The sequence below is a fragment of the Paenibacillus sp. CF095 genome (assembly GCF_900101225.1).
GTDB lineage: Bacteria > Bacillota > Bacilli > Paenibacillales > Paenibacillaceae > Paenibacillus.
In genome coordinates this window covers 62,136-88,473 of sequence record NZ_FMZN01000003.1, presented here as the reverse complement: position 1 = coordinate 88,473, position 26,338 = coordinate 62,136, and the positions used below count along the sequence as shown (strand labels likewise).

20 protein-coding genes are annotated in these 26,338 nt (G+C 37.2%); 18 read left to right on the top strand and 2 right to left on the bottom strand.

Annotated features, from left to right (window positions below):
* Positions 1-14 precede the first annotated feature (14 nt).
* Positions 15-611, bottom strand: a complete 597-nt coding sequence (locus BLS69_RS22975) for a hypothetical protein (RefSeq protein WP_091036757.1) — start codon at positions 609-611, stop codon at positions 15-17.
* Positions 589-1,365 (bottom strand): ParA family protein, encoded by a 777-nt coding sequence (locus BLS69_RS22970; protein ID WP_091036754.1) that lies wholly within the window; start codon positions 1,363-1,365, stop codon positions 589-591. The genes BLS69_RS22975 and BLS69_RS22970 overlap by 23 nt, the downstream gene beginning before the upstream one ends.
* Positions 1,366-1,764: 399 nt before the next feature.
* On the opposite strand from BLS69_RS22970, the gene BLS69_RS22965 reads away from it, so the two are divergent.
* From BLS69_RS22965 to BLS69_RS22875, 18 genes are all read left to right on the top strand, one after another.
* A complete protein-coding gene (locus BLS69_RS22965; protein WP_091036752.1) occupies positions 1,765-1,983 on the top strand; it encodes a helix-turn-helix domain-containing protein in 219 nt (72 codons plus the stop codon).
* Positions 1,973-3,433, top strand: a complete 1,461-nt coding sequence (locus BLS69_RS22960; protein ID WP_091036749.1) for a hypothetical protein — start codon at positions 1,973-1,975, stop codon at positions 3,431-3,433. The genes BLS69_RS22965 and BLS69_RS22960 overlap by 11 nt, the downstream gene beginning before the upstream one ends.
* A gap of 13 nt (positions 3,434-3,446) precedes the next feature.
* Positions 3,447-4,553, top strand: a complete 1,107-nt coding sequence (locus BLS69_RS22955) for an SAF domain-containing protein (protein ID WP_091036747.1) — start codon at positions 3,447-3,449, stop codon at positions 4,551-4,553.
* A gap of 14 nt (positions 4,554-4,567) precedes the next feature.
* Positions 4,568-5,293, top strand: coding sequence for a hypothetical protein (locus tag BLS69_RS22950; RefSeq protein ID WP_091036745.1), 726 nt, complete (start codon positions 4,568-4,570; stop codon positions 5,291-5,293).
* Positions 5,281-6,102: a hypothetical protein gene (locus BLS69_RS22945; RefSeq protein ID WP_091036742.1), complete on the top strand. Its 822-nt coding sequence runs from the start codon at positions 5,281-5,283 to the stop codon at positions 6,100-6,102. Before BLS69_RS22950 ends, BLS69_RS22945 begins: the two co-directional genes overlap by 13 nt.
* A 3-nt stretch (positions 6,103-6,105) precedes the next feature.
* Positions 6,106-7,986, top strand: coding sequence for a Flp pilus assembly complex ATPase component TadA (locus tag BLS69_RS22940; RefSeq protein WP_091036740.1), 1,881 nt, complete (start codon positions 6,106-6,108; stop codon positions 7,984-7,986).
* 5 nt (positions 7,987-7,991) lie between these two features.
* Positions 7,992-10,082 (top strand): hypothetical protein, encoded by a 2,091-nt coding sequence (locus tag BLS69_RS22935; protein WP_091036737.1) that lies wholly within the window; start codon positions 7,992-7,994, stop codon positions 10,080-10,082.
* 20 nt (positions 10,083-10,102) lie between these two features.
* On the top strand, positions 10,103-10,585 hold the full coding sequence (locus BLS69_RS22930; protein WP_091036734.1) for an ABC transporter permease: 483 nt from the start codon (positions 10,103-10,105) through the stop codon (positions 10,583-10,585).
* Positions 10,586-10,651: 66 nt separating this feature from the next.
* Positions 10,652-11,038: a hypothetical protein gene (locus BLS69_RS22925; protein WP_091036730.1), complete on the top strand. Its 387-nt coding sequence runs from the start codon at positions 10,652-10,654 to the stop codon at positions 11,036-11,038.
* Between the two features lie 16 nt (positions 11,039-11,054).
* Positions 11,055-11,606 (top strand): hypothetical protein, encoded by a 552-nt coding sequence (locus BLS69_RS22920; RefSeq protein WP_091036728.1) that lies wholly within the window; start codon positions 11,055-11,057, stop codon positions 11,604-11,606.
* On the top strand, positions 11,590-12,582 hold the full coding sequence (locus BLS69_RS22915) for a hypothetical protein (RefSeq protein ID WP_091036726.1): 993 nt from the start codon (positions 11,590-11,592) through the stop codon (positions 12,580-12,582). Before BLS69_RS22920 ends, BLS69_RS22915 begins: the two co-directional genes overlap by 17 nt.
* Positions 12,583-13,490: 908 nt before the next feature.
* Positions 13,491-14,768 carry an S-layer homology domain-containing protein gene (locus BLS69_RS22910; protein WP_091036724.1) on the top strand — a complete coding sequence of 426 codons (1,278 nt, stop codon included), beginning with the start codon at positions 13,491-13,493 and terminating at the stop codon, positions 14,766-14,768.
* An 11-nt stretch (positions 14,769-14,779) separates the two neighbouring features.
* Positions 14,780-18,163 carry a DUF5704 domain-containing protein gene (locus tag BLS69_RS22905; protein WP_256332396.1) on the top strand — a complete coding sequence of 1,128 codons (3,384 nt, stop codon included), beginning with the start codon at positions 14,780-14,782 and terminating at the stop codon, positions 18,161-18,163.
* 135 nt (positions 18,164-18,298) lie between these two features.
* Positions 18,299-19,336 carry a hypothetical protein gene (locus tag BLS69_RS22900; RefSeq protein ID WP_091036721.1) on the top strand — a complete coding sequence of 346 codons (1,038 nt, stop codon included), beginning with the start codon at positions 18,299-18,301 and terminating at the stop codon, positions 19,334-19,336.
* 986 nt (positions 19,337-20,322) lie between these two features.
* On the top strand, positions 20,323-20,670 hold the full coding sequence (locus tag BLS69_RS22895) for a DUF4257 domain-containing protein (RefSeq protein ID WP_165789818.1): 348 nt from the start codon (positions 20,323-20,325) through the stop codon (positions 20,668-20,670).
* 432 nt (positions 20,671-21,102) lie between these two features.
* The gene (locus BLS69_RS22885) at positions 21,103-21,414 is read left to right on the top strand and encodes a hypothetical protein (protein ID WP_091036714.1); all 312 of its coding nucleotides are present in this window, start codon (positions 21,103-21,105) and stop codon (positions 21,412-21,414) included.
* An 819-nt stretch (positions 21,415-22,233) separates the two neighbouring features.
* Complete coding sequence (locus BLS69_RS22880) at positions 22,234-23,658, top strand: hypothetical protein (protein WP_223200063.1); 1,425 nt, start codon at positions 22,234-22,236, stop codon at positions 23,656-23,658.
* Positions 23,659-24,471: 813 nt separating this feature from the next.
* Positions 24,472-25,671: a hypothetical protein gene (locus BLS69_RS22875; protein ID WP_091036708.1), complete on the top strand. Its 1,200-nt coding sequence runs from the start codon at positions 24,472-24,474 to the stop codon at positions 25,669-25,671.
* Positions 25,672-26,338: the final 667 nt, after the last annotated feature.

The window sequence follows — 26,338 nt, the reverse complement described above, 5'->3', positions numbered from 1 at the left end:
GAAATTCCGTATGTTTATAATTTGAATTCCTTATTTTCATTCACTAACTCTAGCACAATTCTTAGACCTGAGTTAATCATTTTCGTTTTGTAGCCTTTTTTCTTACCTACACATAACTTATCTAATTCAGCCAACAATTCATTTTCGATTAGATACGTTTTACGCGTATGTGTTTCTTCTACTTTTAAATCAACTGTGTTTGACAAAGATGAAATAATACTTGATATCCCGTTAACAGCTGAAACTTGTGGATGAGAACTAACAGGTGCTTGCTCATTGTTCTGTTTCGCCTCTTGAATTTCTTGTTGAATTAACTCTTTAGCAGGATCTTGTTGTACTGGTTGTTGGTATTGCTCTACTAAAGGTTGTTGTTCTACTGGTAGTGATTCTTGTTGTATTGGTGGTTGTTGTGTTACTTGTTTTGGTTGTTCCTCTGCTGGACTAATTGTAGATATATCCGAATCAGCACTTGAATGTTTATTCTCATCAGAAACAGGTCGCAAAGAATTATTACCGCTTATAAGAGTATCATTCAATATACGATTTTTTTGATCTGATCCGGTAGTACCACTGTCACCCAACAATTTTTTAAACTGATCCTTTTTGGACACGGTTTAGCAACTCCTCTAAAAATTGTTGATATTGCTCAAGAGCATCTCGGTCCTCTTTTGTTGTGTTTTGGATACCAAGAATAGAATACTCTTTAATTCGATTACGTCTTTTAATTACAGTGTCAAATACCCAGTCCTCATAATCTTCTCTAGCTTGATCAATAATTGAAGAGTCAATTCGAGTTCTGGAATCCGACATACTTGGTAGAATGCCAGCTAACTTTAATGTAGGCGTAATTCTTTCTTTAATAAGTTCCACCAATTGAAGGTACCTTGGGATAGCTTTAAAACATAAAGGTTCTGATTGTAGCATAACTACCACATAGTCGCTAGCAGATAATGCAGATACTGAAAGATCGCCTAAGTTAGGTGGCTGGTCAATAAGGATAAAATCATACTGGTCTTTTATGATATCCAATGTTTCTTTTAGAGAGGTAGGAACAACTCTGTTTACATTTCCTAAAGCTCTACCTAATGTCGATAGGATGTCGTCGGCCGGCAATAAATCCAGGTTCTCATTCACCTTAACAATGTACTTAGCAGGATCTAAATCAATAATTGCGTTTAGTACTGTATTATCTTCAAAAGAGTAAATGTCTTTTCCTGATAATATTTGTGTAGTGTTACCCTGCGAATCAAAATCAACAGTTAAAACTTTAAATCCTCTTTCAGCTAAAAGATAACTCGTAATGCAAGTAGTAGAGCTTTTACCCACTCCGCCTTTTTGTACTCCTATAGATACTGTGATACCCATGATATCCTCCAGTTCGGTATAAATATACTTATACTCTATTTTGGTGGATAGTGGAGAAAGAGTCAAGTGTAATACACACAAAACTGAATACTTAAGTGTTAAATGAACAATATAGTATTCAGTTTTATATTACATAATATATTTTTAACTATACAAATATTACACAGCATGAAGATTATACAACTTAACTAGTACTACGATTTACTTGAGTAAAGAGGGTACAGTGAAAAAATTGAAATCAAAGTTGTTGACACAAACCAGTTAATAATCTATATTGTGTATAAATAAACCAAATATGATCCGGACGGGTCCTCAAAAAAAGCGAAGCACGCTCAATGCCTTAGGCATTAAGCGTGCTTTTTTTTGTTTTCTTACCCTGAAGGAAAGGGGTGACAGTGATTGGATTATACACCTGGGGAACTGATGCGTATCCATAGAACAAGACAAGATATGACTCAAAAAGATCTTGCAAACTGCATAGGATCATTTCAAGTGAGAGTCAGTAGATTGGAAAATGGACTTAAGCCACCCACACCTGATGAGATAAAGAAGATAGAGAAGGTTCTTGGAACTATTATTTGGAGTCAACAAAGGGGAGATGCAATGAATGGCACCTGATTTTGAGCAACTCAATAAGAAAAAAATTATTATTGCCATTCCTAATCCTGCTTTTGCAGAGGCTTTAAAAAAACATTTTGAAAATGAAAACATTCATGTATTAGAAGTGTGCGTTGTGGTTGATCATCTTGTGGAGAGGCTTCATCTAATCAAAGAAGACCCTTCAACCACTTTAGATGCAGTCATTATCTCAAGCTCTCTCGCTGTAAAGCAATCTGATAAAAGGCACGAGTTCCTCGCAGATGTAATCGATAGAATTCGAGAAGATTTCAGTAAAAGCTCGATAATTTTTTTATCGGATGAAAAGCAAGGTCATCCTTTACTTGCTGAACTAGTATCCATGGGGATTTACAATATATTTCTGAAATCACAAAAATCTGAACCCTTGAATATTAAACAGTTAATTAAATGTATAGACCACCCTTTACCTTATAGTGAAGTTAAAAAGTATCGGAATTATGATCAAGGAATACCGTGGAGAAGATTCGTAAATGGTGCTCAATCTATAACCATTAATATTGAGGGACATAACAAAGATAAGGCCTACAGACGACAGGATAAACAAAATGTGAAGGAAGGTGAGGTTAGTACCAATACATCAAATGAAATAAATTCTTCTTCTAAAGAAATGGATGAAGATGAAGAACATCTGGTGAAGAGTAACAAGCAAACAAACAAAACAATCTTGCCCGACATCATGGAAGAAGAATTAGAAGAATCCGATTTTTGGACGCTACCTGATCTAAAGCAGAAGATCATAGTCAGAGACCGAATTGTCGGTAAATCAGTCATCTCGGTAGTCGGTATCGAAAAAGGCGTAGGAACAACCCACTCTTCTATATTGATAGCAAACTATCTAGCAAGTCATGGGTATTCAGTTAAGTTATTAGAACTAAGCGGAAATAACGAACTTGTTTATATCGAGAAAGCCTACGAAGGTAAAAACGTAGACACCTGTCTTAATGATGAATTCATAATTGAAGGTGTAACTTACGTAAAATCAGCAGATGATTTTGAAATGGCTGACCATCTGAATTCAGAACATACACATATTGTTCTAGATATGGGGACTTATGAAACCACTGAACACATATCTGAATTTCATCGGGCAAGTACTCAGGTTGTAGTTGCATCAGGAAGTGAATGGAAACAACACAACATTAAAAGGTTTTTGTCATCCAATCACGTTGATCTCGAAAGATGCATCTTTATGGTTCCTCTTGTCAGCAAACAGAGCATTGTCGATATCGAAAAAGATAATGAGGGAATTCATGCATTAGATATTCCTTTTCACTCTGATCCTTTTGATTCTCAGGATGATACGAATGAACAGTTTGATCTAGTGTTTGATCGAGGATTTACAAAGAAGAAGAAAATGATAAAGAGATCCATTCTTATACTAGCAACAATTATACTTATGTTTTTGTTATTTTTCTTTATTTCAAGATAAGGGGTGTATGTAATTGTCCAAAGTAAGGCAGCGTACAAAAAATTTGATTATAGCTGGTATTGTAGGTGCTCTATCTATGGGAGTTTTATCAACTGGTGGCGCCATCTATCTCATTAAGCAGCAAGCTAAAGACCAGAAAGCGTTGAGGATGCATTATGAATCTCAACTCGTTGAAGCAGAGGCATTACTTCAGCACCAACAATCAACTATGAAAACAGTCGTAGTAGCATCCAAACCACTAAAAGAAGGGGAGAAACTTAAGAAGGAAAATTTGAAAGTCATTCAAATTCCTGAAACAGATGCTCCAACTAACATGGTACAGACACCCGATGATCTATATGGAAAGATCGTTAAAATTGATGTAGGTGAGAATACACCCGTAATCAATTCAATGGTATTTGATAACGGTCCAACCCCTCGTGATCAACGGATACAAGAGTACAATGTGATGTTACTTCCAACTAAACTGAAAAAAGGTCAATTTGTAGACGTACGCTTAACCTTCCCGACAGGTGAAGATTTTATCGTTCTATCAAAGAAAAAAGTTGAAGATCTTTCCGGCACAACTGTTTGGTACAAAATTAATGAAGCTGAATTGTTAGTAATGACTAGTGCGATCGTTGATGCATACCTTAACGGTGCCAAACTTTATGCCGTTACTTATTCTGATCCATATATGCAAGAAAAAGCAATTCCAAACTATCCAGCTAACCTGAAAGTAATTGACCTTATTCAATCCGATCCGAATGTTCTGACATTCGCAAAAGAGCAATTAAAAAGAAATGTAAGACAAGTACTTGAAAACAATCTCTCTCAAATGGATGAAGCAGACAAAATGAAAATCCAAAATGGAAGTGTGATCTTACAACAAGAGGTTGCTAACAACCAAATTACGAATCAGCAAAATAACGAAGCAGTAACCGGAACACAGGGGGCTCCTATACCCAATACAAGTGCTGAACAGAGTACAACACCAGGTAGTTCAATAGATCCATCTCCAACAACTCCATCTACGGAAGCAAGTAAAGAGGAAATTGTTCAGCCGATAGAGTCCGGACTGGATACTTCTACAAGCGAAGAAAAACAGAAAGACGTTTTTGGGCAGCCATTAGTGAAATAGAACGGAGGGGCAGCATGAAAAGATCATTATTTCTTGGATCAGCAGATATAAGTGATTTGCTTCAATATGTAGGTAAAGTTATTTCAATTTCTGGGAGGAAAGTACTTTTAGTTGATGGCACAACAGAAAAGTACATACAGAACAACACACCAACACCAATGACGACATTGCAAATGAAAGTAGTAGAGTTTGATGGGTTTGACGTAGCAGTTGGCTACGAGACTTTTGATGAAATCGAAACCTTGGTTGCAAAAAATGATTATGAGCAGCTCATTGTTCACTGCAGTGATATTTCATTTTTGAACAAAGAGGAGTTCAATTCGTTTCATACCAAATATATTGCCGCTACGCCAGAAAAAATGAGCATAGATAAAACAGTTGAATTAGTAAAGGTTTTATTCGGAAAAGAACATTCTGACGGTAAAAGTCCAAAAACAGATGTTACTAAAATCTCGGTTAATCATGTAGAAGGCAATATTGCCGAGGATTACCTCGAGACAATTCTGACAGACCTCCCTATCAGTTGGTCTGAAGAGCCATTTGAATTACTACATGATGAAATTGATTATGTAACAAAAATAAATAACCAACACCAAGGAAAAATAAACATTCGACGTCTCTCAAAGAACTATAAAGGGATTATTAAGAAATTAACGGCGGAAATTTCGGAACTTGAAACGAATTTAATAAAAAGTTCTATGAAAGAACTTACGAGGAGGTCCTTTGCATGGGGCAAGTAGCATTTTGGAGTAACCGTCATGGTCAGTCTGGAAACTCATCCAATTTGATTGCTGTGGCCACACTCATTGGGATGGAGTATTTAACGAAAACGCTTGTGAGTCACACACATTGGAGTATGTCATCTTTGGAATCTACTTTTCTGAACGAAAAGGATCTTAATAGTTCAGAGTATTCGAGCTTAGGCATCGACGCCTTAGAAAGACTAGCTCGCAGTAATCGCTTGGCTCCAAAGATCGTAAAAGACTACACCGACACCGTTCTGCGGGATCGTTTAGAACTACTGCGTGGAACAGTGAAACCTAATGAAGAAATGTTCTCAATGATTCATGAAGTAATTGGAAGTATTTTCGATGCGGCAAAGAATTACTATAATCTCACTCTGATTGATGTGAGTAGTGGGGTGCGAAACAAGTTAACGAATTCGGTCCTGATGACCTCTGATGTAATCGTAGTTAATCTCAACCAAAATAAAGCGGTCTTAGATGAGTTCTTCACTGATGAACCAGAGTTCCTCAAAGAGAAAAAAGTTGTAATTGTTCTTGGTCAATATGATCGTCATTCTAAATACTCTGTTTCCAACATTAAACGAATGTATAAACCAAAAGCACCTATATATACCGTTCCTCACTGCACAGGTTACATGGATGCTCTCAATGATAAGTCAGTAGTTCAATTTTTCTTTCGAAATAAGAATATCGGAATCCAACATGAAAATCACTTCTTTCTGAATGAAGTTCGAAAATTGGCTAAAGGGATATTCGAAGCCGCTGGAGTTGATACAAAGATATATAGTGAGCAGGGGGCTTAAGGTATGAGTATTAGTCATCTTGTGAATCTTGGATTAATTCTAGTAATGCTATTTCTTGTTGGTGTTTATATCTATTTCAAAATGACTGAAAAACGTCAACCCAAACGCGATCCTCGTGAGATAGATCAGAAGTACACTTTAGCTGGAATTACCGATTATGTAAAAACAGCCATTAATGATCTGACAACAAGTAACATGGAGCATTTGGGGTTAACTGAAGAAGAATTTGATCGACGGATGAATCAGCGTTTGATGTTGCAAAAATCATTAAAGGGATGCACAGATGGAGATATTCGTGATAAAAACTATGTCAAAAATACGATTTTTGATCTTCTCTTGAAAACATATGACTTAAATGATGAAAATATCAATCGTATTATTCCGTTTGATAATAAGAAAGCTCTCTCCCTACAAGATAAGTTTGAAATTATGTTGTTTCAAAACAAACAAAAACATGGGGTAAATGCTTTAGGTCAGATCATTGATAGATACAAGTTAGATGAGCTGAAGAATCCTGAAGAAGAAGTAGAAGACGAATATTACGTTATTACACCTCAAGAAATTGAAGAGGTTTATCGTAAGGAATCCAAGGGACTTTCTTTTGAGGATAAGCTCATGATTATTGTTCAAAGAATCTATCAGCAATATAAGGGATTCTCAGTAATTGATGAAATAAGAGACATGAAGATTGATGGAGTGTCGGGTGGGGTTTCTGGTGTACCCATTGATCAGATTGAACCTTTCGATGATATGGCTTTCTTTGCGGATCGTGTTAATAAGAAACCCACACCCTATAGTCATGACAGTGTTTGGATTTTGTATAAAGGTAAACCGATCCATATGTCGTTTTTGAGTTTCGGATCTGAAGCTGAACTTAAACGTGTCTGCCAAAATATCTATCGTTACAATAATCCAGGACAACTCTCAGAATCGAATGGTTACAAAGTAAATGAAATGAAAGACGGTTCACGGATCGTTGTTGTCCGTCCTGGTTTCTCTGAGTCTTGGGCATTTTTCAATCGTAAGTTTGATACACAAAAAGCATCACTCGAGCAACTCATCAGCCAAGAAGAAAAAAATCGGATGTTAGTTATTCTTCTCATCAGGTATCTAGTTAGGGGAGGGCGTGTAACAGCTGTAACCGGGTCACAAGGTTCTGGTAAAACAACGTTACTTATGGCTATGGTTCTTGAAATGTATAAAACTCATGCAATTCGTGTCCACGAGATGGCATTTGAGCTGCATTTGAGGAAGATTTTCGGCAATCGAAATATCCTCACTTTTAGAGAAACCGACTCTATTACAGGACAACAAGGTTTGGATATTCAAAAGAAAACAGACGGAACAGCATTTATTTTGGGAGAAGTAGCAACAGATGCTGCGGTACCTTATATGATTCAAATGGCGCAGCAAGCAGATATGTTTTTTACACACCATGCGAGAACATTTAAAAAGCTCGTTCATTACCTCCGAAATTCATTGCTCAAAATGAATGTTTTCAGTGATGAGAAAATAGCTGAAGAACAAGTTGTGAATGTCCTAAATTTCGATATTCATTTAGTTCGTAAGCGTAACGGACATCGATTTATTGAGAGAATCACAGAATGTACACCACTTCATGATGATGAAGATATTCCATTCGATATCCGGACTATGAGTGATTCGGAAGAGAGAAAAATTACATTCATGGAAACATTCATTAAGTATATGAAGAGATCTACAAATCGGAAAGTATTCGATGAACGAAATATTATTGAATATCGTGATGGTGGTTATGTTGCAGTTCATCCAATCTCTGATCACAATGTCAAAGAAATGCTGGAAAATCTTACGGAAGTTGATCAAGCAGGCTTTAAACAATTTATGCAGGAAAACTGGGGGTAAGAAGGATGGATTTGAAGGCTATTGCAGTCAGTATTCTTTTAACCTCAGTGGTCCTAAGCATCGTACTCTATATCGTAATGAAGATCATTTCAAGAAGATCCGAGCGCGATGGTTCCCAGGAACATTATAAGAGCTATGAGATGCTCACCGGGAATAAGAAATCAAATCGTAAACAGATGATTCATCGATTTATGCAAGATTCGTACATCGCGTACAATAAAGTACCATTCTTGCGAAATTATATCCAAAAGATTCGAAAGAGATTGCAAGCCATCCATTCGTATGATGAATTCACGATGCGAAGAGAAACCATGAGAATTGTTTTTTACACACTTGGAACAATTGCTGCTGTCGTTCTAGTTTTGTTATTAATGAATCATGATTTCACATTCATCTTCATGCTGTTCCTTGCAGCTATCGTAGTGAATGGCATGTTAATCGATACCTTTGTACATAAAGTGGATGATCGATTGTTAATTCAATTACGAGATCAACTCTTCAAAGATGTACGACATCACTATCATCAGCATGGCAGTGTAGAAGAGGCTCTTCGTCAAGCATCAGAATCTTCATCGTATGAAGCTGCACTACACGCTAAAAAAATTCATGAGGTCTTAGTCTCTGTAAATCCAGAAGAAAGCCTAACCGTTTACTATGAGCAAGCTCCAAACCGTTTCTTAAAGGCATTTGCAGGCATGTCCTTTCTAATAAAAGAATTCGGTGATAAAACAATCAAGGATGGATCTCTATATCTCAGTAATCTCAATAAGTTAGCCAGTGAGGTTAACCTTGAAATTCTAAAGAGAACTCGATTGAATTACTTGTTCAAAGGTCTTACCGTCATTGCAGTTACACCTATTATCTTCACAAAACCAATAGAACTTTGGGCAAGTCAGCAATTTCCTGCGATGGAGGCTTTCTATTCTAGCAAGTTAGGATTCATAACGAAAATAGTTGTATTTGCATCTGTTTTGTTATCATATATCCTCTTAAAAAAAATGCAGGATCAACAAGAAGGGACCTATGTAGCGAAAACAAAAAAACGTTCTTGGGAAAAACTCCTTTTGAAATCAAAAATTGTTTCATGGATAGTAGACCGTCTTGAACCAGCCAAAAGAACAGCACAGCATTTCAAATTAAGTAAGTTAATTAAGGATGCAAATGCGGGTTATCCCATGGAATGGCATTACCTTCATCGTTTTGTTCTGACGATCATTCTTTCTATTGGCCTGGTGTTCTCATTCGTATTAATGCATCACATCGCAATCAAAGATGTGCTGGAGTCACCCACGCAAAACAATTCTATGTTTGGTCGAATGTCCGAAGAGGAGTTGCGTGAGGCAAAATCCATCACTGATTTTGATAGTACTATCATTAAACATATGAAGGAGGTGAAAGACAATAATCTGCAGGATCGTGTAGTTCAGATGATTAAGCAAGACCCCGAAGTTGCAACAAACGATACTCTACTCAATGCTTCAACAGAAAGGATCCTAGCAAAAATGGATCGGATTAATTCCGAATACATGAAGTGGTGGGAGATCCTTATATGCTTATTAATGGGTTGGGTGGGTTATCAATTACCCTATTGGGTACTTCTCTTCCAGAAGAGAATGAGAGCAATGGATATGCAAAATGAAGTGGACCAATTTCATACCATCATTGCGATGCTCAGTGAAATCGATCGAGTATCGGTTGAGGTCATTCTAGAATGGATGGAAAGATTCGCTTCAATTTTCAAGGCTCCACTACATAAGTGCCTTATGAACTATGAGAGTGGTGCTGAACTTGCTCTTGAGCAACTGATGATCGATGCGCCATTTGCTCCACTCGTGAGAACCATTGAAAAACTTCAGTTAGCTGTAGAAAAAATTCCAGTCAAACAAGCTTTTGATGATCTTGAAACTGAACGTAATTACTATTTCGAACAAAGAAAACAGGATTACGAGGAAATGATCAATGCAAAAGCAGGCTGGGGTCGCATGATCGGTTTCACTCCAATGTACATGATCATCTTTTTGTATCTCGTGTTTCCATTTGTCTTTATGGCTTTTACACAGATGTCTACGTATTACGAACTTATGCAAAAATTATAATTTAAAGGGGATTATTAAAAATGGGTAATGCACAAAGCGCTTTAAAAATGGCTGCGGGACTTTTCCTGGCAATCGCACTGATCACTACAGCTGTAATTTTGTTTATTTCTGCTCAAGACGCCACCAAAACTGCACAAACAAGTTTCGCAGATATCCAAACAGAGCTTTCTCAAACAGCATACACTGTCTATGATGGGACCACGGTTTCTGGTAGCCAAGCAATCAATGCACTTAGAAAGTTCCAAGACAAAGGTGAATTCGGTATCCAAGTAATCACTGGTAAAAATCCAACTGGCTCTTGGTACTTCAAAACAGTGAACACAACTGTGCCAGTAGGTGGTCAGGGTTACGGTTCGATTGGTACAGGTACGCCAGCAGGAACTCTTGCTAAAGCTATGGATGAAGCAAACAATGATTACGTTAATCCATCCGGAAAATTCAAAGCTCAACTGATCAAAGACAACAGTAACGTTATTCGCGGTATCATTTTTACACAAAACTAATTAAATCACTGACTGGGGATAGACTTACTCAAGTCGTCCCCTTTCAAGTAATTAAGGGTGATTATTATGGGATTAGGTGAGAATACAAGATCTGCTTTGTATATGAGCGTTGCAGCACTTATGTTCATTACTGCTCTAACAATATTTCTGTTTTTCTTTAAAACTGTTTCCGATACGAATGATATGACTTACAAAATGACGTCCCAGTCTGACAAAAGTATTACTTCAACTTTGAAAATACCTACCTCTTATAAGGTTTCTGGTGCCGAAGTTAGACAATCCATATTTAAAATTAAAGACATCGGCGTTGATATCATAGTAGATGGTGTTACTTACTACAAAACATTGGATCCAACGGAGGTTAATGTTTCAGGAATTAATGTAAATAAAAACTATACTCCTACATACGTTCGAGATACAAAGGGCGACCTGATATTATTAAGATTTAATTAGAGAAAGGATGTAGAGGATGGGTAATCCCTTTTTAAAAGTCTTTATGGTTGTAGTGGCCCTCGTACTTATCTTTTTATGGCCGATTTCATCTGGGTTAAATAAGCAGGATGACATCTCTGAAATTGTGGTCTTGAATTCTGTGACTCAGTTTGTAGATTCTGTTAGAGATAAAGGTTACATTACTCCAACGATGTATAATGAATTTGTTGATCAAATGGCACTAACCACAAATACATACGACATCCAAATGGAACATCGCCATAAGCGTTACGACCCAATATATAATGATGCAGGGGTTTATTTGGGTGGATTTAATGTCAATTACGAATCCTTTTATAATGCTCAGATTAATGACAAGCTTTTTCCAAGGAACTCGACCGAGAATACTGAAAGTCCGACTCGTGTTTATAAGTTAGCGACGGGAGATTTTTTCTCCGTAGTGGTTAAGAACACGAACCGTACATCAGGAACCCTCATTAACGATGTCCTTACTGGGACCATCAATACTCCGAATGAAAAGATTGTCATCCCTTATGGAGGAATGGTCCTCAATGAAGATTACAACTAATCTCACGCTAGTGTTCGTTCTCATTTTACTTCCTTATTTCATTATTAATAATATCAATGTAACGCATAATCGGCAGAATGTAATTCTTGAGACGCGTTATAACCATGCCATGGATACTGCAACCCAGGACGCAGCCAAAGCCCTTATTATCAATGGTTCACAAGGCGCTGAATCTCAGTATGAGTTTCAAAAACGACTTAGAATCAATAAAGAAGAGGCAGTGCAAACGTTCTTCAATTCACTCTACTTGAACTTTGATGTTTTTGATAATTCGGCCGGTCAAGGTGTAATCAATAGCTACGTACCTGTTATCCTTATTGTTGGTTATGACGGTTACTACGTTTACTATATGGACGAATTTACGAATGCTACTGGGGAAAAAGAACTTAAGCATGTTTGGAGCCCTAAGAAACCCTATGCTCACTCTGATCAGAACGGAAACACGTTTGGTTTTACGCTTGATGATTTTGTCACGGTAAATCGTAATACAGACCAACAATGGTTCGAAGGATTCCGCGGAGAGATTGCAGGTACTGCATCTATACCACTATTAAATGACGCAAGTACGTTTGATCAAGTTAGAAGGGCATCTATTGTCAATCCGATTCAGAAAGATTTGGAACACTATATTAATATGTACAATAACTTTGCGAAACGCAACGGTGTAGCCTATACCTTTACTTTGCCCCTCATCAGTCAAGAAGAATGGAACAATACCATTAATGATGTCGGAGTACTCTCTTTTGTTCAAGGCATGCCAATGGGCGAAAAATACTATAATAACTACGCTTTGGGTGGAAGCCGTGTTGTGAAAAAGCCTATTTATAATGGGATTATAGCTAATGGCCGTAAGTATTATTATTCCAGGAATTCATGTACTTCCTCATTCACTACGGAAGAGGTTTTCTCTTCAGAAAAGGATGCTGCAAGTAATGGGTATATTCCACTTGACTGTACTGTTGGTAATAGAAATTAGTTATAGTGAGGCATACTTAATGTGTTTGTCCATTAGGTATGCTTTTTGATTAGCTTCTATTAGGATTTGTCATTATAATATTAAAAGGTATGCGAGGAAGCAAATAAGTTATTAGTAGAAATTTAAGATCGGTCCAGACAAAGTGGAGAAAGGCAAGTAGTAGATTTGATGAAAGAATTTCATTTAAGATATACTACATATATAAATTTCAGCCTCTCACTTAGATCCCTGATTGATAACTCGTAGTTATATTTTTCAACAGTGGATCTATGCCATGGGTGTATATAAGATGATTTATTACCAATAAAGGAGATCAGGTTTTACTGTCGAAACTAAATTTGAGGTGCGAATGCCAAGTACACATGATTTTCCCTGGAAGACTCGCACCTCGAATTTTGTCGAAACGATGTTATTTGTTGCCTTTTGGTAATAATATATGATTATTCTCATTACAATAACACAGAAGCACGTTATTAATTTCTTGTATTATGCTTGTATTACGTCATTTTTAGCAGTCGCACTCTATATGAGTGCGTGAATTGAAACCATAGCACAATTCACACAATATCAAGCTCTTGCAGAGGTCTCAGTCTATGTGGTTGACAATATACACCCTTACCCTTTATATTAAGTATAATTAAATCAAATATGATCTTTTATCAAAGGTCACAAAAAGCGAAGCACGCTTAATGCCACCAGGCATTTTGCGTGCTTTTTTGTTTGCATTTGAAAGGGGTGAGTAGTGTTGTAAATATTCTAAAATATAATAAAGATATCCATTTCTTCCGATATAAAATTATATTGTTCAATATTCGCGTTCCTTTTTGACTTCTAATATGATTGAAGGAACAGGAGCTGAGTTCATATACACTCAGTTGAAAATAATTTAATGATGGAGGAAAAAATTAATGAAGAAGATGATTATTTCAGGAGTTACTGCTTTAGCTTTGTTGACAGGGGGCATTGTAGGTGTAGAAGGTGTAGGGAGTTCGGTACAGGCAGCACAAGCTACCCTGAAATTCAAAGACGTTCCTTCTACACACTGGGCCGCTGCAGCTATCAACTCAGCTGTGGAACAAGGCTATTTTAAAGGGTACACAGACGGAACATTCAAACCAAGCTCACCTGTAACTAAGGCTGAAATGGCTAGCATCCTTGGTAGACTCTCAGATCAGCCCAATGCTTCTAGCCCAGGGATTAATAATTTCACAGATGTTCCTGAGTGGGCAGTAGGTGGGGTTTCCGCTGCTATACAAAAAGGCTTTATCAATCCTACAAGCTACCAAGGAAAACTGGATGCAAAGGCCTCTCTCAAACGTGGAGAGATGGCAATTTGGTTGACTCAAGGTTTAGCTACAGTAGATTTGGACTACAAACAAGCTCTGTCTGACGTTAAAAACACGGTCATACCCGCTAAAGAATACTTTACTGGTAATCTTGCTACATCTCAAAAAAATGCTGTAGCTGTAGCCATGGGAACAGGGTTAATGAGTGTCTATAATGACAAAATGTTTGGAGCAGATCGGACAACCACTCGAGCTGAGGTTGCTGTATTAATTGCGCGTTATGGCTCTGTGGCAAAAACAAAACCTTCCAACTACAAGGGTTTGAATGAACTTCGCCAAGTTGGTTTGACTGGAACAAACATTAATATTATTGCGCCAAAATACAAAAAAACACCAGAGAACAAGGTCTCACCCAACGTTGATTACAGTGAAGTTACTGACGATTTCACAAAAGTGCGCAATAAAAATATCATCACAGATACACAACATGCTGATCTTAAGATAAAGAATTGGATTATTGTTAATACATTTGCAAAAGGTACTGAAAGAAGTATTTATTACCCTGTTTTCGTGGATGAAGGATTTACACTCCTACGGGGAGCATATTACTCTTTTCCAGAACTTGAATTGAACGTGAAAAATAACAACATGAACCGGCTCCAGGCTGGAAGCTTACTTAATTCAGCAACAATTAATCCTATGAATTCTCCAACTTCAGATGCATTTGCTGCATACGGTGGGCCCGTGATTAATGATTTCACAAAAAATAGAGGTGTATTCGCTGTTAAGAATCCAGTTTACTGGAGTAGAGGACTTTTACATTTCGACAAAGAGATACTATCAGATGTGAGCCTCGTGTCTAAAGAAGGTCCTACCTACAGCGTGATAGCCACAGATTAGAGGGGATAAGATTGGGGCAAAAATCATCTATCAAAAAAGTGATTTTGTTCATGCTGTCACTCGTATTGTTTGTATCATCAGCAACTCACATCGATGCAGGTGGAGGCCCAGGAACTAAACCAGAATTGAAAACATTTCATATGGAGCCTTCTACACCTGCAAAGTCACAAAAAAAAGTAATTCCTGTAGAAGGAACAAAGAAGACTAATATAGGTGTATATATTTATCAGGTTGATAGCTTAAAATGGAAAGTTGATGGTAAGTGTAACAACATCGAATTAGATAACGATAGTACAAAGAATCTGCCAGTATCTTCAACAATTTGTGTCGATCTCGACTTGAACAAAGATGTATATATTCCCAATGAGTATTTCGACAAAAATGGTGTGAAGAGAAATTCTCTGGAAATAGTCGATAAATCTAATGAGCCTCACTATATGGATAATACGGCTTATTACGAACCAGGACAACCAATTTTAGTCTCTGTTGAATCGTTTACTGGTCGTAATACTAAATTCACCACGCAAATTGGTGGCGCAATTCCACCCATAGAAACGGATCAATATAATCCACCTAAATGGAATGCAGATTATCAGTTCAACACTGATCTATACTGGAAAGCATTTGCCGAGATCACTAAAGAAATTAATCTAACAAACGGTGGTCAGCTCCAGATCAATGATCGAAAACAGTTAAATGCAACCGTAAAAACCAAAACCGGAGATGGAAGCTTTGGTGCTGGGACTAATGTGAACAGCGGTAATGGTACAACAACGTGGACCTCTTCCAACCCTTCGGTTGCGACTGTAGGGTCTTCTGGACTCGTGACAGCTGTAGCTAAAGGAACAACAACTATAACAGTATTGTGGGAGAAGGATGACTTTCAGTTAACAACCACAACAAATGTCGGAGTAGAAGAAGAACCCGATGGTGGAGGAGATGATGACACTGGGGGCGGAGGAGGATCCTGCACCCCAAACATCGGACCACCTTCCCAGGGAACTACGATGAACATGAGTGATCTGGATCCAAATGCGAATGGAGTAATTAAAGCAGACAATAGGGACGCTGAGAAATTCGATGTGCTAAAAGGGATCCCGACATCTGAATCACTTTACACCAATGCATTCGCAGACAACTATCTGTTCAAACAAGCTTGGGCAAAAATGAGTGGTAAAACAACGTATGATTGTAACGTAACGATATCCTATGTAAGAGAATGGACTATACCTGGTCCAGAAGTTTGTCCACCTAGAGGAGCTTGTTCACCAGGACCTCCGGTGAAAACAGGGGATACAGTACCTAAACCTTACAACTTCCAGATTACAAGAGACTATTCTTACTGGAAGATCAACAATCTTGAAGTATACAAAATTGCTAAAGCAACCATGGAGAATTACGCTCTTCCAGGTAAAAAGGTAACCATGACACCTGCTGGCTACACACCACCGACGCTAGAATCTAAAAATGATGAAGCAGTGGAAAGTCATGTACGACCAGCACCAACAGCTGCAATTTCGTATACACCACCAAAATTAACAGGGGGATTGAATTCTCCACCAGATGTACCTGATGACACTGGACGTTTAAAAGGAATGGCTGAATCAAACACGCCACAAAGTAAAGTAAACAATGACCTTGTGAATTTTAACAGTACTAAGGTTATGGACGATGCTGAAGCTACTAAAGATGGTCCAACTCCATCAAACATCCCTAATCCAACAACCATTGGACGAGATGTTCTGTATAAGCCAAATAATATGATTAGTAAAACATTGCTTAATGATCTAAATACCACTAGTTCCGGGGACATATTCTACGACTTGTTGCCTGGCAACATCAACGGTGGTGCAAACAAAGTGTTACCGATCAATGGAATCAACACTGTTACAGTACATACTCCAACAGTTATCTATTCCAATGCATCAGACGACAAAGAGCACAATCAGCGGACAAAGCCCGATGCGTCACGTCGTGCCTTTATTTTAGATCGTCCATTCACTGTAAGTCTTCCTACAAGTGGGCAGCACCGAAACATACTTGGTTATGGCAACAGGGATTACGCAAAGTACATCAAACTCAAGCAGGTTCTCTTTGAATTCGATGTGTATACAGCTGACAAATCTACATTCTATCCTGCGAACACATGGATTGATGTCCCTGTAAGTCAGATCGAGAAAGCATTCTATTTACCCTTATGGGTAGAAGAAGGAAATTATACTGTGTCCTATAGATCCTTTGCTGAAAATTCACCAGCCACCGGATTTACATGGGAGGACAAGGCTAACCTTAACCTTGTGAATCATGTTGCTGTAAATACAGTTCCTGTACAGGTTATTGGACGTGTGTATGATTTCAGAGTAACTGATATTGCGGACCCGAATTGGGAAACTGTATTCCGGACAGCAAAAGGCAGCAGTACCTCAAAAGGGACATCCTATTGGGTCGGCATTAAAGGGATTGATGGGGGATCAAACGGTTCATTTTCTCCATATCAATTGCCTATTCGGAGAGGAAGTCATCCTTTAGCGAACTTTAAAAGTGTTGCGGTGAAGACCGGTTACCATTTCAAGTTTGATCTGAAGACGAAGGGGAATATGTATGGGGATAAGGATGCTATCCGAATCACACCAACATTCTACTTCCAGGATAATAATGCGAGTACAACCGCTAAACGAGTACCCGTTGATCTGTATTATCATTCAGACAAACAGAAATTTGTTAAGATCGGATCGAGTGCAGATGTAGAGCGTAGGAACATTACACTTAACACTAGACTTCGAAATGTCCCTTATGCAGATATCGTGAATTCTGCTGGATCCATTTATGATCTGAATACAGGCTGGTCAGTGACGCGAAATCAGTATTTGAATTCATATCTAAAACGTGCTAAAGAAGCCACGTATGTTGGAGGATATGATGTTCAGGTCCTACCTTCGCCACTTCGGACCTTCATTAATACATTTGACCGCCCAAACAATGCAAACGCCACACCAGCGCGAGTAAATGCATCGGTTCAACAATGGTATGGTGAATATAGTTTACCTGCTGCTGTATATGTTGTACCGGCTGGAACCGATTTAGCAACGTATGGTAAAAAGAATCGATTGGATGAAAAGTCACCTATCTTCTTAAAAAACGGTTATATCACGGTCAACTTCAACATTGAGACCATTCGAAATGCAGATTTGAATAATCCATATCTTCAATATATTCATGGTCCATTGAACAACCAATGGTGGGACATGGAGGGTTATGACGGTACAGATGGTTCGCGTGACCACAAGATCACTGATCCGTATGGAGTTCAATTCCTTCTAGAGGATGGAGATGTAATGTACTACGACGCGAGTAAGAGCTCATATGATGACTATACTCCTAACGGTACACATTAGAAGATCTGTCTGCATTGTGAAACAGTTTTGTATCATTTATAATGAAGTTAATCAAATACACAATTAAACGGAAGCACCGTCATCCTAAGGATACCCTTATGGATTGGCGGTGTTTTTTTATTGTAGGAGGCATTTATGAATAAAAGCATTCAAAAACCTTTAGTCATGGGAAATTACTACTATGGAGATGGAGAAATGGCTTGGGCATGGTGGCAATATAATCAAGCTGAACTAGCAATTATAGGCGATAAAACACTCTCACCACGTAGGCAGCTTGTTTCCCATATCACGAATGAAATTAGCAAGCGAGATCCTCAGGCAGTTTTTATGATTTCAACAGAGGCTCCTCAGCTTGGCGAGGCATATACAATTGAGTCTATTCCATGGGTGGAAGGCTATCCCGATCCACCTGAATTCTTCGAGGATCGAAGTGTATTTATTGAAACCAGACACTTTTTTTCGAACTCTTATTTCAACCTGTTGGCAAAGATACTAGATGTCCCAAGAAGCCAACTATTGCCACCCATTAGTTTTAAACCGCATATTGAGGGACCACTACAAGGTTACAAGAGAGCTATTGAGTCTCTCAGCGATGATGTGATCTATAAAGAATTGCTTATGGATCACCTGTTAAAGATCGGAAAGATCCCTTGGGTTCAATTGAAGGATCACGGAAAAAGATATTACATTGAAGCTACGGGGAGTGTTTATGAACAGGCACTATCCTTTCTAACTGCTGCTTGGTCTTTCTGGAGCATGACCTGTCAAATGGATGATCCTCAACAAATGTTACTAGTCGTTGAGTTACCAAAAGAATTACTTCGTCATGATGTAGATCCAGTTATTGAAAAGATAGTCATAGAAACTTTGAAGATTTTGAAATATGTTTCGATCGTCACCACAACTTCTATTATTCTTTCATCAGAAATGTTGTATCCTGCACCTGAATTGAAGCTACGCTTCAAGTTGTTTTTTCAGACAGAGGACTCTGATATCGATCTTAATCACGAGAGCGTAAAGAATGTAATTGATCCTGAGTTACTTCAAGAATGGAAGAATGGAAATCCTAACGTGGGTTTATGGATGGATGACGTCACCAGTAATCCCGATGACACTAGAGTCGTTGTAAAAGTAGGAGATCAGAGACCATTTTTCTGGGATGATTATGAATAACCTTGAACAGGTTATTCCTGACCTCTATTCTAGTTTTTGACCTTCATTACGTGATGGGATAGAGCCTAAATGTAGCAATTCATCCTTAAGGTGTTATTGTTATACAATAACGGAAGAGTACAATGAATTTCTTAATCTTTTTGATTACTTTGCCTCCACAGGACTGTATGCAAAAGTCACTCTGCAGTTAACCACATGTTGCTGGGGGAGTCTCACTTTTAAGCCTTTTGTCAAACAGAATAATTGATACAAAATCTATGTGTTGACCATTTCGTGTGCAAAGGTTGAACAAGTGTACACTCACTTAGAGAACAAGATCTATGCTCTCATACAAATCAACTCTTGTGCTGATGCTCATTCACTGGAGATTCATGTATATGTCATTGGCCTGTGAATGGGAGTCCATTGAACCTATACTAATTAGGGAATCTGATGAAAACGAGTAAGAACACCTTAGTATAGCAATTAAGTCGTCAATATTGGCGGCTTTTTTGCAGTTGAGTATTTATAAAAGATTTTTAGACGGTTAGTATAAGTATGAAATATTAGGATCTGTCTAAAGAATACTAGATCACGACCTATAATCAAGTACCCCTTACTAAATTTTTATATTATTTTATTGCTAATGAAGATACTAACCTGATTAAAAGTTGTTGACAATCATAGCAGTTGGAACCCGGTCTGAGGTAATATGAAAGTTTAATAACACGTTATTTTTATGTAGAAATTATTTATCATATGAAGTATAATAGAGGTATATCATTTACTTATATCTTAAACTTTCGGAAGGTCAGGCGACTATCCGCATTCTAAAGATCTATTGGATCTATTGACTCGAGTTTTTTACTTGTGTCTTAATTTTAGAATCGGTTGTTGTTCTGGCCTTTTTTTGTTGAGATTTTTAAATGTATCCCACCAGGATGAGTGTAAATCACACTACATTCTGGTGGTTTTTTTATTTATCCAATTATAAAGGAGAGATTCTGATGGAATTATTAATTGCTTTTCTCGTCGGAGGTATGACGAATCTGGCTGTTGCGTCTAAAATGGAAGGTGGTACTTTACTACCCTACGTTAAAAAGGTGGGTAAAAAACGTTTTTTTGTTCCTGGCCTGCTAGTTGATTTTTTCATCGGTGGAGCAGCAGCACTTGCAGCATTCTCCTTCTTTGAACCAGTTGGTTATGCTAAAATTGTCGGTACCTCTGTGCTTGCAGGGTTTAACGGTTTAACGTATTTGGCAAAAAATGCTCTAAGCAAAGCAACAGATACTGACTTAAAAGCCATTGATGAGGAATACCAAAAACTTGTTGGTGGCAAAGATGAGAAGAAGTGAATGGTTTCTTTATGGCGTGTGTGCATTAAGGTACATACGCCCAATACGTCTCACCAATAACTTTTCCGAGGTGTGCATATAATGAATGAAACTAAATCAATTACGAGAGAAATAGATGAACTTAAAGAATTAATATACAGAACATACTATCTATATATAAATTCTACGAATATAGTCATTAAGGCTGAATGTGAAGAACGATTGCAAAAATTGTTTATACATAAAAGTGAACTTGAGCATTTAGTTATGGCAGTACACTATATTGCACGAAAAAAAAAAGACATCGAGTCAGAAACCATGCGTCTATCGAGCATTACTGAAGGTAGGACCGTTTACTAATTGAGAAGAAGCCTAAGCAAATTTGCTTAGGCTTTTTTTGTTTTTGTGAGAGAAATTAGTCTGTGATATGATATTAATATAGGAGGGATTCACATGGAAAATAGCTCATCTGTTAACAAACTAATTGAAACAAAAACATTAATGGCAAAGATTCTTCGACTATATTATCTAACGGATAGTATTGTTGAAAAAGAAGAATTGCAATTGAAGTATACTGAGTTGGAAACACAATATCAGCAATATAACAAAGAGTCGTTGTCTGAAACAGAGAAGGCTCAGCTAGAACGATTAAATCACTATACTGAACTTTATGAAGAGTACCAAACAACAAGTAGTATTGTTCGGAAGGCTGAGATTGAAGAAGTTTTCAAGAATATTGAGGCTAATGATGAGGTTAATAAGTAACGTTGCTTTTGAGACATCCAATACACCTAGTAGATGCAACTATTCTAAGAATGAAGTAGATTGTTTTGTTAGGCGTGTTCACTACTCAGAAAACAAAACCAGGTTAAGATATTTGAGTTTGATATACGATTCACACACCATAATGCAATACCATTTGAAGTCGCACTAAAGAGGATTTACATGCGGTTACATAGCAAATTTTGTAGGAGGGGGCGACCAATTTGTTGGTCGCCTCTTATTTCTAAACTCTCAGTTATCTGCACTAAAGGCAATAAAACGTGCAAGACATATATGAAGTGTCCAATATATTCTCTTCCTATAGCCATGTCAGTATGATTTATTTATTCTCCTACAAAGAGTTTCTATATGGGCTAAATCATCTAAGATCATATATATTATTAGTAACATAAAAAATTGAAAGTGATTGTACAAATATAGGTGGAGCAATCAATTAGAAATAAGACGTTATACCGTTTTCTTTTACTTTTTGATTAGTACTTCCATAACTCCAATCTCTTCTCGCAACTACAATAGAAGGTGTCTTTCAGTTTTGGTTCCCTTAGGATTTATATTGATTTTTTATGGATCGATATGATGAAAATTAGTGACAGTTACAGCGGTAAGTTCAAAGAAACTACTTTTCTGAAAGGACCCAAAGTGTGAATAGCTATTATATTCACACTTTGAGTGTCTGTGAAGCTCTTTGACTACATCGAATCGTATTTTGGAACCAAAAAACTGGGACCTATATTGATTTTTATTCCAATATATAATCCAAGAGTTTCTATGTTATGATAGTGCTGGAGGTGAGTAGCTTTGATGGAAGAGCATATACCGCAATATTTTATCAATCAAGTTGTTGATGAGTTAGGTCTTAGATGTGAAGAGCTCTATAATAAACTTAATGAAGGAAACATCAGGGATTTCCTGCATGACATCATTTCTTCTGAGCTCACACCTGCCAACATACATGAGGTAAGAAGGAATACATTTAAAGAACTTCAAAAAACAAAGAAACGATGGCTCAAGTCTCTTCAAGAGCTTTCAAATATATCTAAAGTAAAAAACAAGCGTGTTGAAGTCGTCAAGGAACTTGACCTTGCCAATGAACTCATTGAGATGTATGGCATGGAGCAATTCATAAAAATTTATGAAGTTAATACGCTAGAGGAGTTAAATGCAAAACGAGTGCAAGAAGTCAAAACATGGGCAAATGACAAAACGTCAAGACTCATTGATTACCTATATATTAAAGACAAGACGCCTTTACAAATAAAAAAGGCAATTAAATCAGATACGATTGTAATCATCGCAGACATACTTATAAAAAATTTCGACGGGAACATCAACAAAATTATCATTGATCAACCCCTGGTATATACGGATCATGCCGCTGTAAATCCAGGATGGTCACGTATGAAATTAACCAAGAAAAGTGTAATTATCGATAACAAGTTACACTATATCAGTGAATATCAACCTGATGAGAATTATTCATTACTGACACTTGTGAATCAAGAAATCATTAATGAAGACCAAATTTTGCGTGCTATCGATGAAACGGATTCAAAATTGTTTAGAGCCGTACTCTCGATGCGAGATCGTAAACTATTTTTTGAAGAGCGCAAAATATACGTAACGATCGGGGATTTAGTGAGAAGAACTCATGGTTCTGATAATAAAAGTAACTATCTTTCCGTAAAGAGCCGTTTGACTAAACTCGCTAACGTTAAATTTAATGTCATCTCGGACAATGAAACACTCGTATTTGGTATTTTCGATCGATTGCATATTACTGAATTCGGTGACGGGGAAATGGCAGAGATCACTATCGCAGAGGATATTCACCAAAATTACATGATGGGCCAGGTCGTTCGTGCGTACAGTGATAAGTTAATTCATTTCGAAAATCGGATGTCGGAGCATTTAATCTTCCCTTTGCAGAAGGAAAGATTTCTTTGTTACTTACGCCAGCAAGGATATACTGCTGAATTCGATTACACATACTTTATCCACAAAATACAGTTTCGCAGTAAAAGGAAAGATATCAATCTCTCATTTATTGAAGAGTGTTTAAATGACTTTGTTAACCATGGAGTCACCGTTGAGTCTTATGTACGAAAGAAAGATGTTTTTCACATTACTTTTCTCCCGGTCAAACCTTACGAAGCTGAGGATTTGCTAGGGAATCAACAAATCAATCATTTTATGAATGAGCCCGAGCAACTGACCTTACCCTTCTAATATTCACTCAATAGAGTTAGATAACTAACTCTATTTTTTATTTCCCCCAAATCTCCGCTCAAAACTTGGGGGAATTTTTTAAAATGGTACAAAAATTACTCCAAATCTCCGCTCAATCCTAAAAAAATCCCCATATCTCCGCTGGAAAAAGGTTTCTTACCTAAATCTCCGCTCAATATAAGCGATGTTCGCATTTCTATCTTTATTTTGAAGACAGTTGGGGGAAAAAAACTAGTTTTTGAAGTGTAAAACAGTAAATAATTCTCCAAATCTCCGCTTAACTTTGATAATTCAATATATAAATCGCTAATGGTGTTAAATAGTAAGATAAACTTCTCCAAATTTCCGCTGTACATATAAGAAAATATATTTTTTTATCTATTATGCCCAAAAAACACTGTTTGAGTAGGGGTTCAGAAATAATTCTCCAAATCTCCGCTCTATTGATAGACCTTATACTTCAAGGGATATTTCATAAATCCCCCAAATCTCCGCTCAACTTACCTCTATTTACCATCAATTTTTTCGGTGCTATAATTGCTTAAAGCTTAGAAGATCTATTAATACATAAACGAATTACTCGAAATTAACTGTCGAAATAAAAATCAGCATAAAAAAAAGAACCCAACCACAAAGTTCTACTAAATGGCTAAGTTTGGCGACCTGGCATTTAGATAGAATTCGAGAAATCGGGTCTTGGTCTTGCTTCTTAAATGGATATGCCTCAATTATAGCATGTCTTTTTCAGAAAAAAAAGCCAAAACCTCTTATTTCCCATACCATTTTTCGGTTGGATTTAAGGAGCGGCACACTATGAAACACCATCCTGATTTATTTGATGCACGGACACTCCACAATGATACTCGTTTGTTATTCAAACTTAAATTGCTGCTCGGTACAATTTGTGCATATGGTGGGGAAGTTCCGCTTCCCATAACAGCACTTGCAAAACGTATGGGCACCTCCACATACCGTATCCGAATCCTTCTTAATAAGTTAGAGTTTGAGGGCATTGTTCACTACAATGATTCTGGAAACCTGTTCTTTAATCGATACGTCTTTGTTCGAGATCAAGCAGAGCCTTCCCAAGAAAACCTCTATGCGAAAAACTTTGCATTTTTCAATTGCGATGAGTTCCTATCTGAAGATCGCAATGTTCAACGGTTTGTTCTCCATTATGTCGGTAAAGAATTGATCTACATCCCAGGAAACTTTCGCTGGGGTTATATTAATGATCTTTATGGTCCAGCTGGGCTTCTTAATATTCGAACGCCTAAGGAAGCGAAAAACATTCTTATCCAAGCTTCCAAGTATCTAAAAATTAAAATACATACAGAAAACTATCAAGTACTCCATGTTCATCAAAAATGGATCGATATGGGGGAAGTCTATTCTGAGGGTGCTGAGCTGTGGGTCTTTAAACAGCTTAAAAAGCATCGTTTTTGTTGTGACTTTTTATCACGCAAAGCAGTGTGGCAGATCGCAAAAGTCATGGAAGACTACTATGCTAAATTTGGCTATGAATATGCCACTGAGATCTTTGACACAGCTCTGTTTAATATTCAGCTAAATAAGATGCGCTCTCAAACCTTCTTCAATATGATATACCGAGAAGACTCTGAGTATATTGTTAATGAGGATAAGAATGAATTAGATGAGATCAGTGCCTACTTTCGGTCTGTGATGGAATCAGCCGAGCTGAAGTATGCTGTACAGCTATCCATGGATCTTGAAGTAGTACACCAGAAGAAACACATGGCAGAGACTCAGCTTTTTGTTAATGATGCACTCTCAGAGTTAAATCAAGATCTGATTGTCACAGCAGAGGAACAACAACGCGAGATTTGGGATAAGCTTCGTCTGCTACATAACTGCTGGCTTAGTCGCTTTAGACAGAACCCTGAATGGTTCGCTCAACGTTATTACCAGATAAAAACCTTACCCGCACCTATTCTAGAGATCAAACTTGAGATCGAAAAATTTATTTCAAAACAAAAAAATAACGTAGTCTAATTGGTCTAATTTGTAATCAAAGTTAGGCTTCTTTAAGTTGTATTGAATCCTAATCCATCTAAATTTTGATGCAGTGACTTCTACAAACCGTAGAGTGACTGCTATTTGTCATGAGATAAAATGAATAATACTTACAATCATTAAGGAGTTTTCTTTCGAGAGAGTATTCAATCCTAAATATTTCATCTAATTAAATACTAACTATATAAAATACCTGTGGATAACGTGTTTATCATCTTTGATAAAGTGATACTCGATGTTGATTATGAATTCTTCAAATGGTATATCGTTTATTAGCGTAGGGATTACTTTAGGCTAAACGTTGATAAGTTTTGTTGGTTCGTGGACATAGCTTACAGCAGAGTGTATTCAGCTTTTAGTCTATTCTTTCGAAAATGAAGCTTATGTTAGAAGCCTTATGTATCAAGGGTTTCATTCGTTTTTTTGGGCCTATAAAAAGGTATTAACTAAAGGTTTTAATCTATGGTGTTAAATAAATGTATTAATATAAGGTATTAATTGATGGTGTTTTGAAATGGTTTTAATATGTTTTAAAATAACTCCATCACCTAAAAGATATGAAACTAACTTCCAGATCAGAACATAAACTTAAAACATCAATATCTAGACCCCGATATACAGGTAATTTAATTGAGAAGGCACTTAT

What these genes read in the sequence shown, in the direction of transcription:
- BLS69_RS22960 (WP_091036749.1), top strand. Translation starts at nt 1,973, where the DNA reads ATGGCACCTGATTTTGAGCAACTCAATAAGAAAAAAATTATTATTGCC.
- BLS69_RS22875 (WP_091036708.1), top strand. Translation starts at nt 24,472, where the DNA reads ATGAAACACCATCCTGATTTATTTGATGCACGGACACTCCACAATGAT.
- BLS69_RS22885 (WP_091036714.1), top strand. Translation starts at nt 21,103, where the DNA reads ATGGAAAATAGCTCATCTGTTAACAAACTAATTGAAACAAAAACATTA.
- BLS69_RS22945 (WP_091036742.1), top strand. Translation starts at nt 5,281, where the DNA reads ATGGGGCAAGTAGCATTTTGGAGTAACCGTCATGGTCAGTCTGGAAAC.
- BLS69_RS22900 (WP_091036721.1), top strand. Translation starts at nt 18,299, where the DNA reads ATGAATAAAAGCATTCAAAAACCTTTAGTCATGGGAAATTACTACTAT.
- BLS69_RS22925 (WP_091036730.1), top strand. Translation starts at nt 10,652, where the DNA reads ATGGGATTAGGTGAGAATACAAGATCTGCTTTGTATATGAGCGTTGCA.
- BLS69_RS22940 (WP_091036740.1), top strand. Translation starts at nt 6,106, where the DNA reads ATGAGTATTAGTCATCTTGTGAATCTTGGATTAATTCTAGTAATGCTA.
- BLS69_RS22895 (WP_165789818.1), top strand. Translation starts at nt 20,323, where the DNA reads ATGGAATTATTAATTGCTTTTCTCGTCGGAGGTATGACGAATCTGGCT.
- BLS69_RS22920 (WP_091036728.1), top strand. Translation starts at nt 11,055, where the DNA reads ATGGGTAATCCCTTTTTAAAAGTCTTTATGGTTGTAGTGGCCCTCGTA.
- BLS69_RS22935 (WP_091036737.1), top strand. Translation starts at nt 7,992, where the DNA reads ATGGATTTGAAGGCTATTGCAGTCAGTATTCTTTTAACCTCAGTGGTC.
- BLS69_RS22880 (WP_223200063.1), top strand. Translation starts at nt 22,234, where the DNA reads ATGGAAGAGCATATACCGCAATATTTTATCAATCAAGTTGTTGATGAG.
- BLS69_RS22915 (WP_091036726.1), top strand. Translation starts at nt 11,590, where the DNA reads ATGAAGATTACAACTAATCTCACGCTAGTGTTCGTTCTCATTTTACTT.
- BLS69_RS22910 (WP_091036724.1), top strand. Translation starts at nt 13,491, where the DNA reads ATGAAGAAGATGATTATTTCAGGAGTTACTGCTTTAGCTTTGTTGACA.
- BLS69_RS22930 (WP_091036734.1), top strand. Translation starts at nt 10,103, where the DNA reads ATGGGTAATGCACAAAGCGCTTTAAAAATGGCTGCGGGACTTTTCCTG.
- BLS69_RS22970 (WP_091036754.1), bottom strand. Translation starts at nt 1,365, where the DNA reads ATGGGTATCACAGTATCTATAGGAGTACAAAAAGGCGGAGTGGGTAAA.
- BLS69_RS22950 (WP_091036745.1), top strand. Translation starts at nt 4,568, where the DNA reads ATGAAAAGATCATTATTTCTTGGATCAGCAGATATAAGTGATTTGCTT.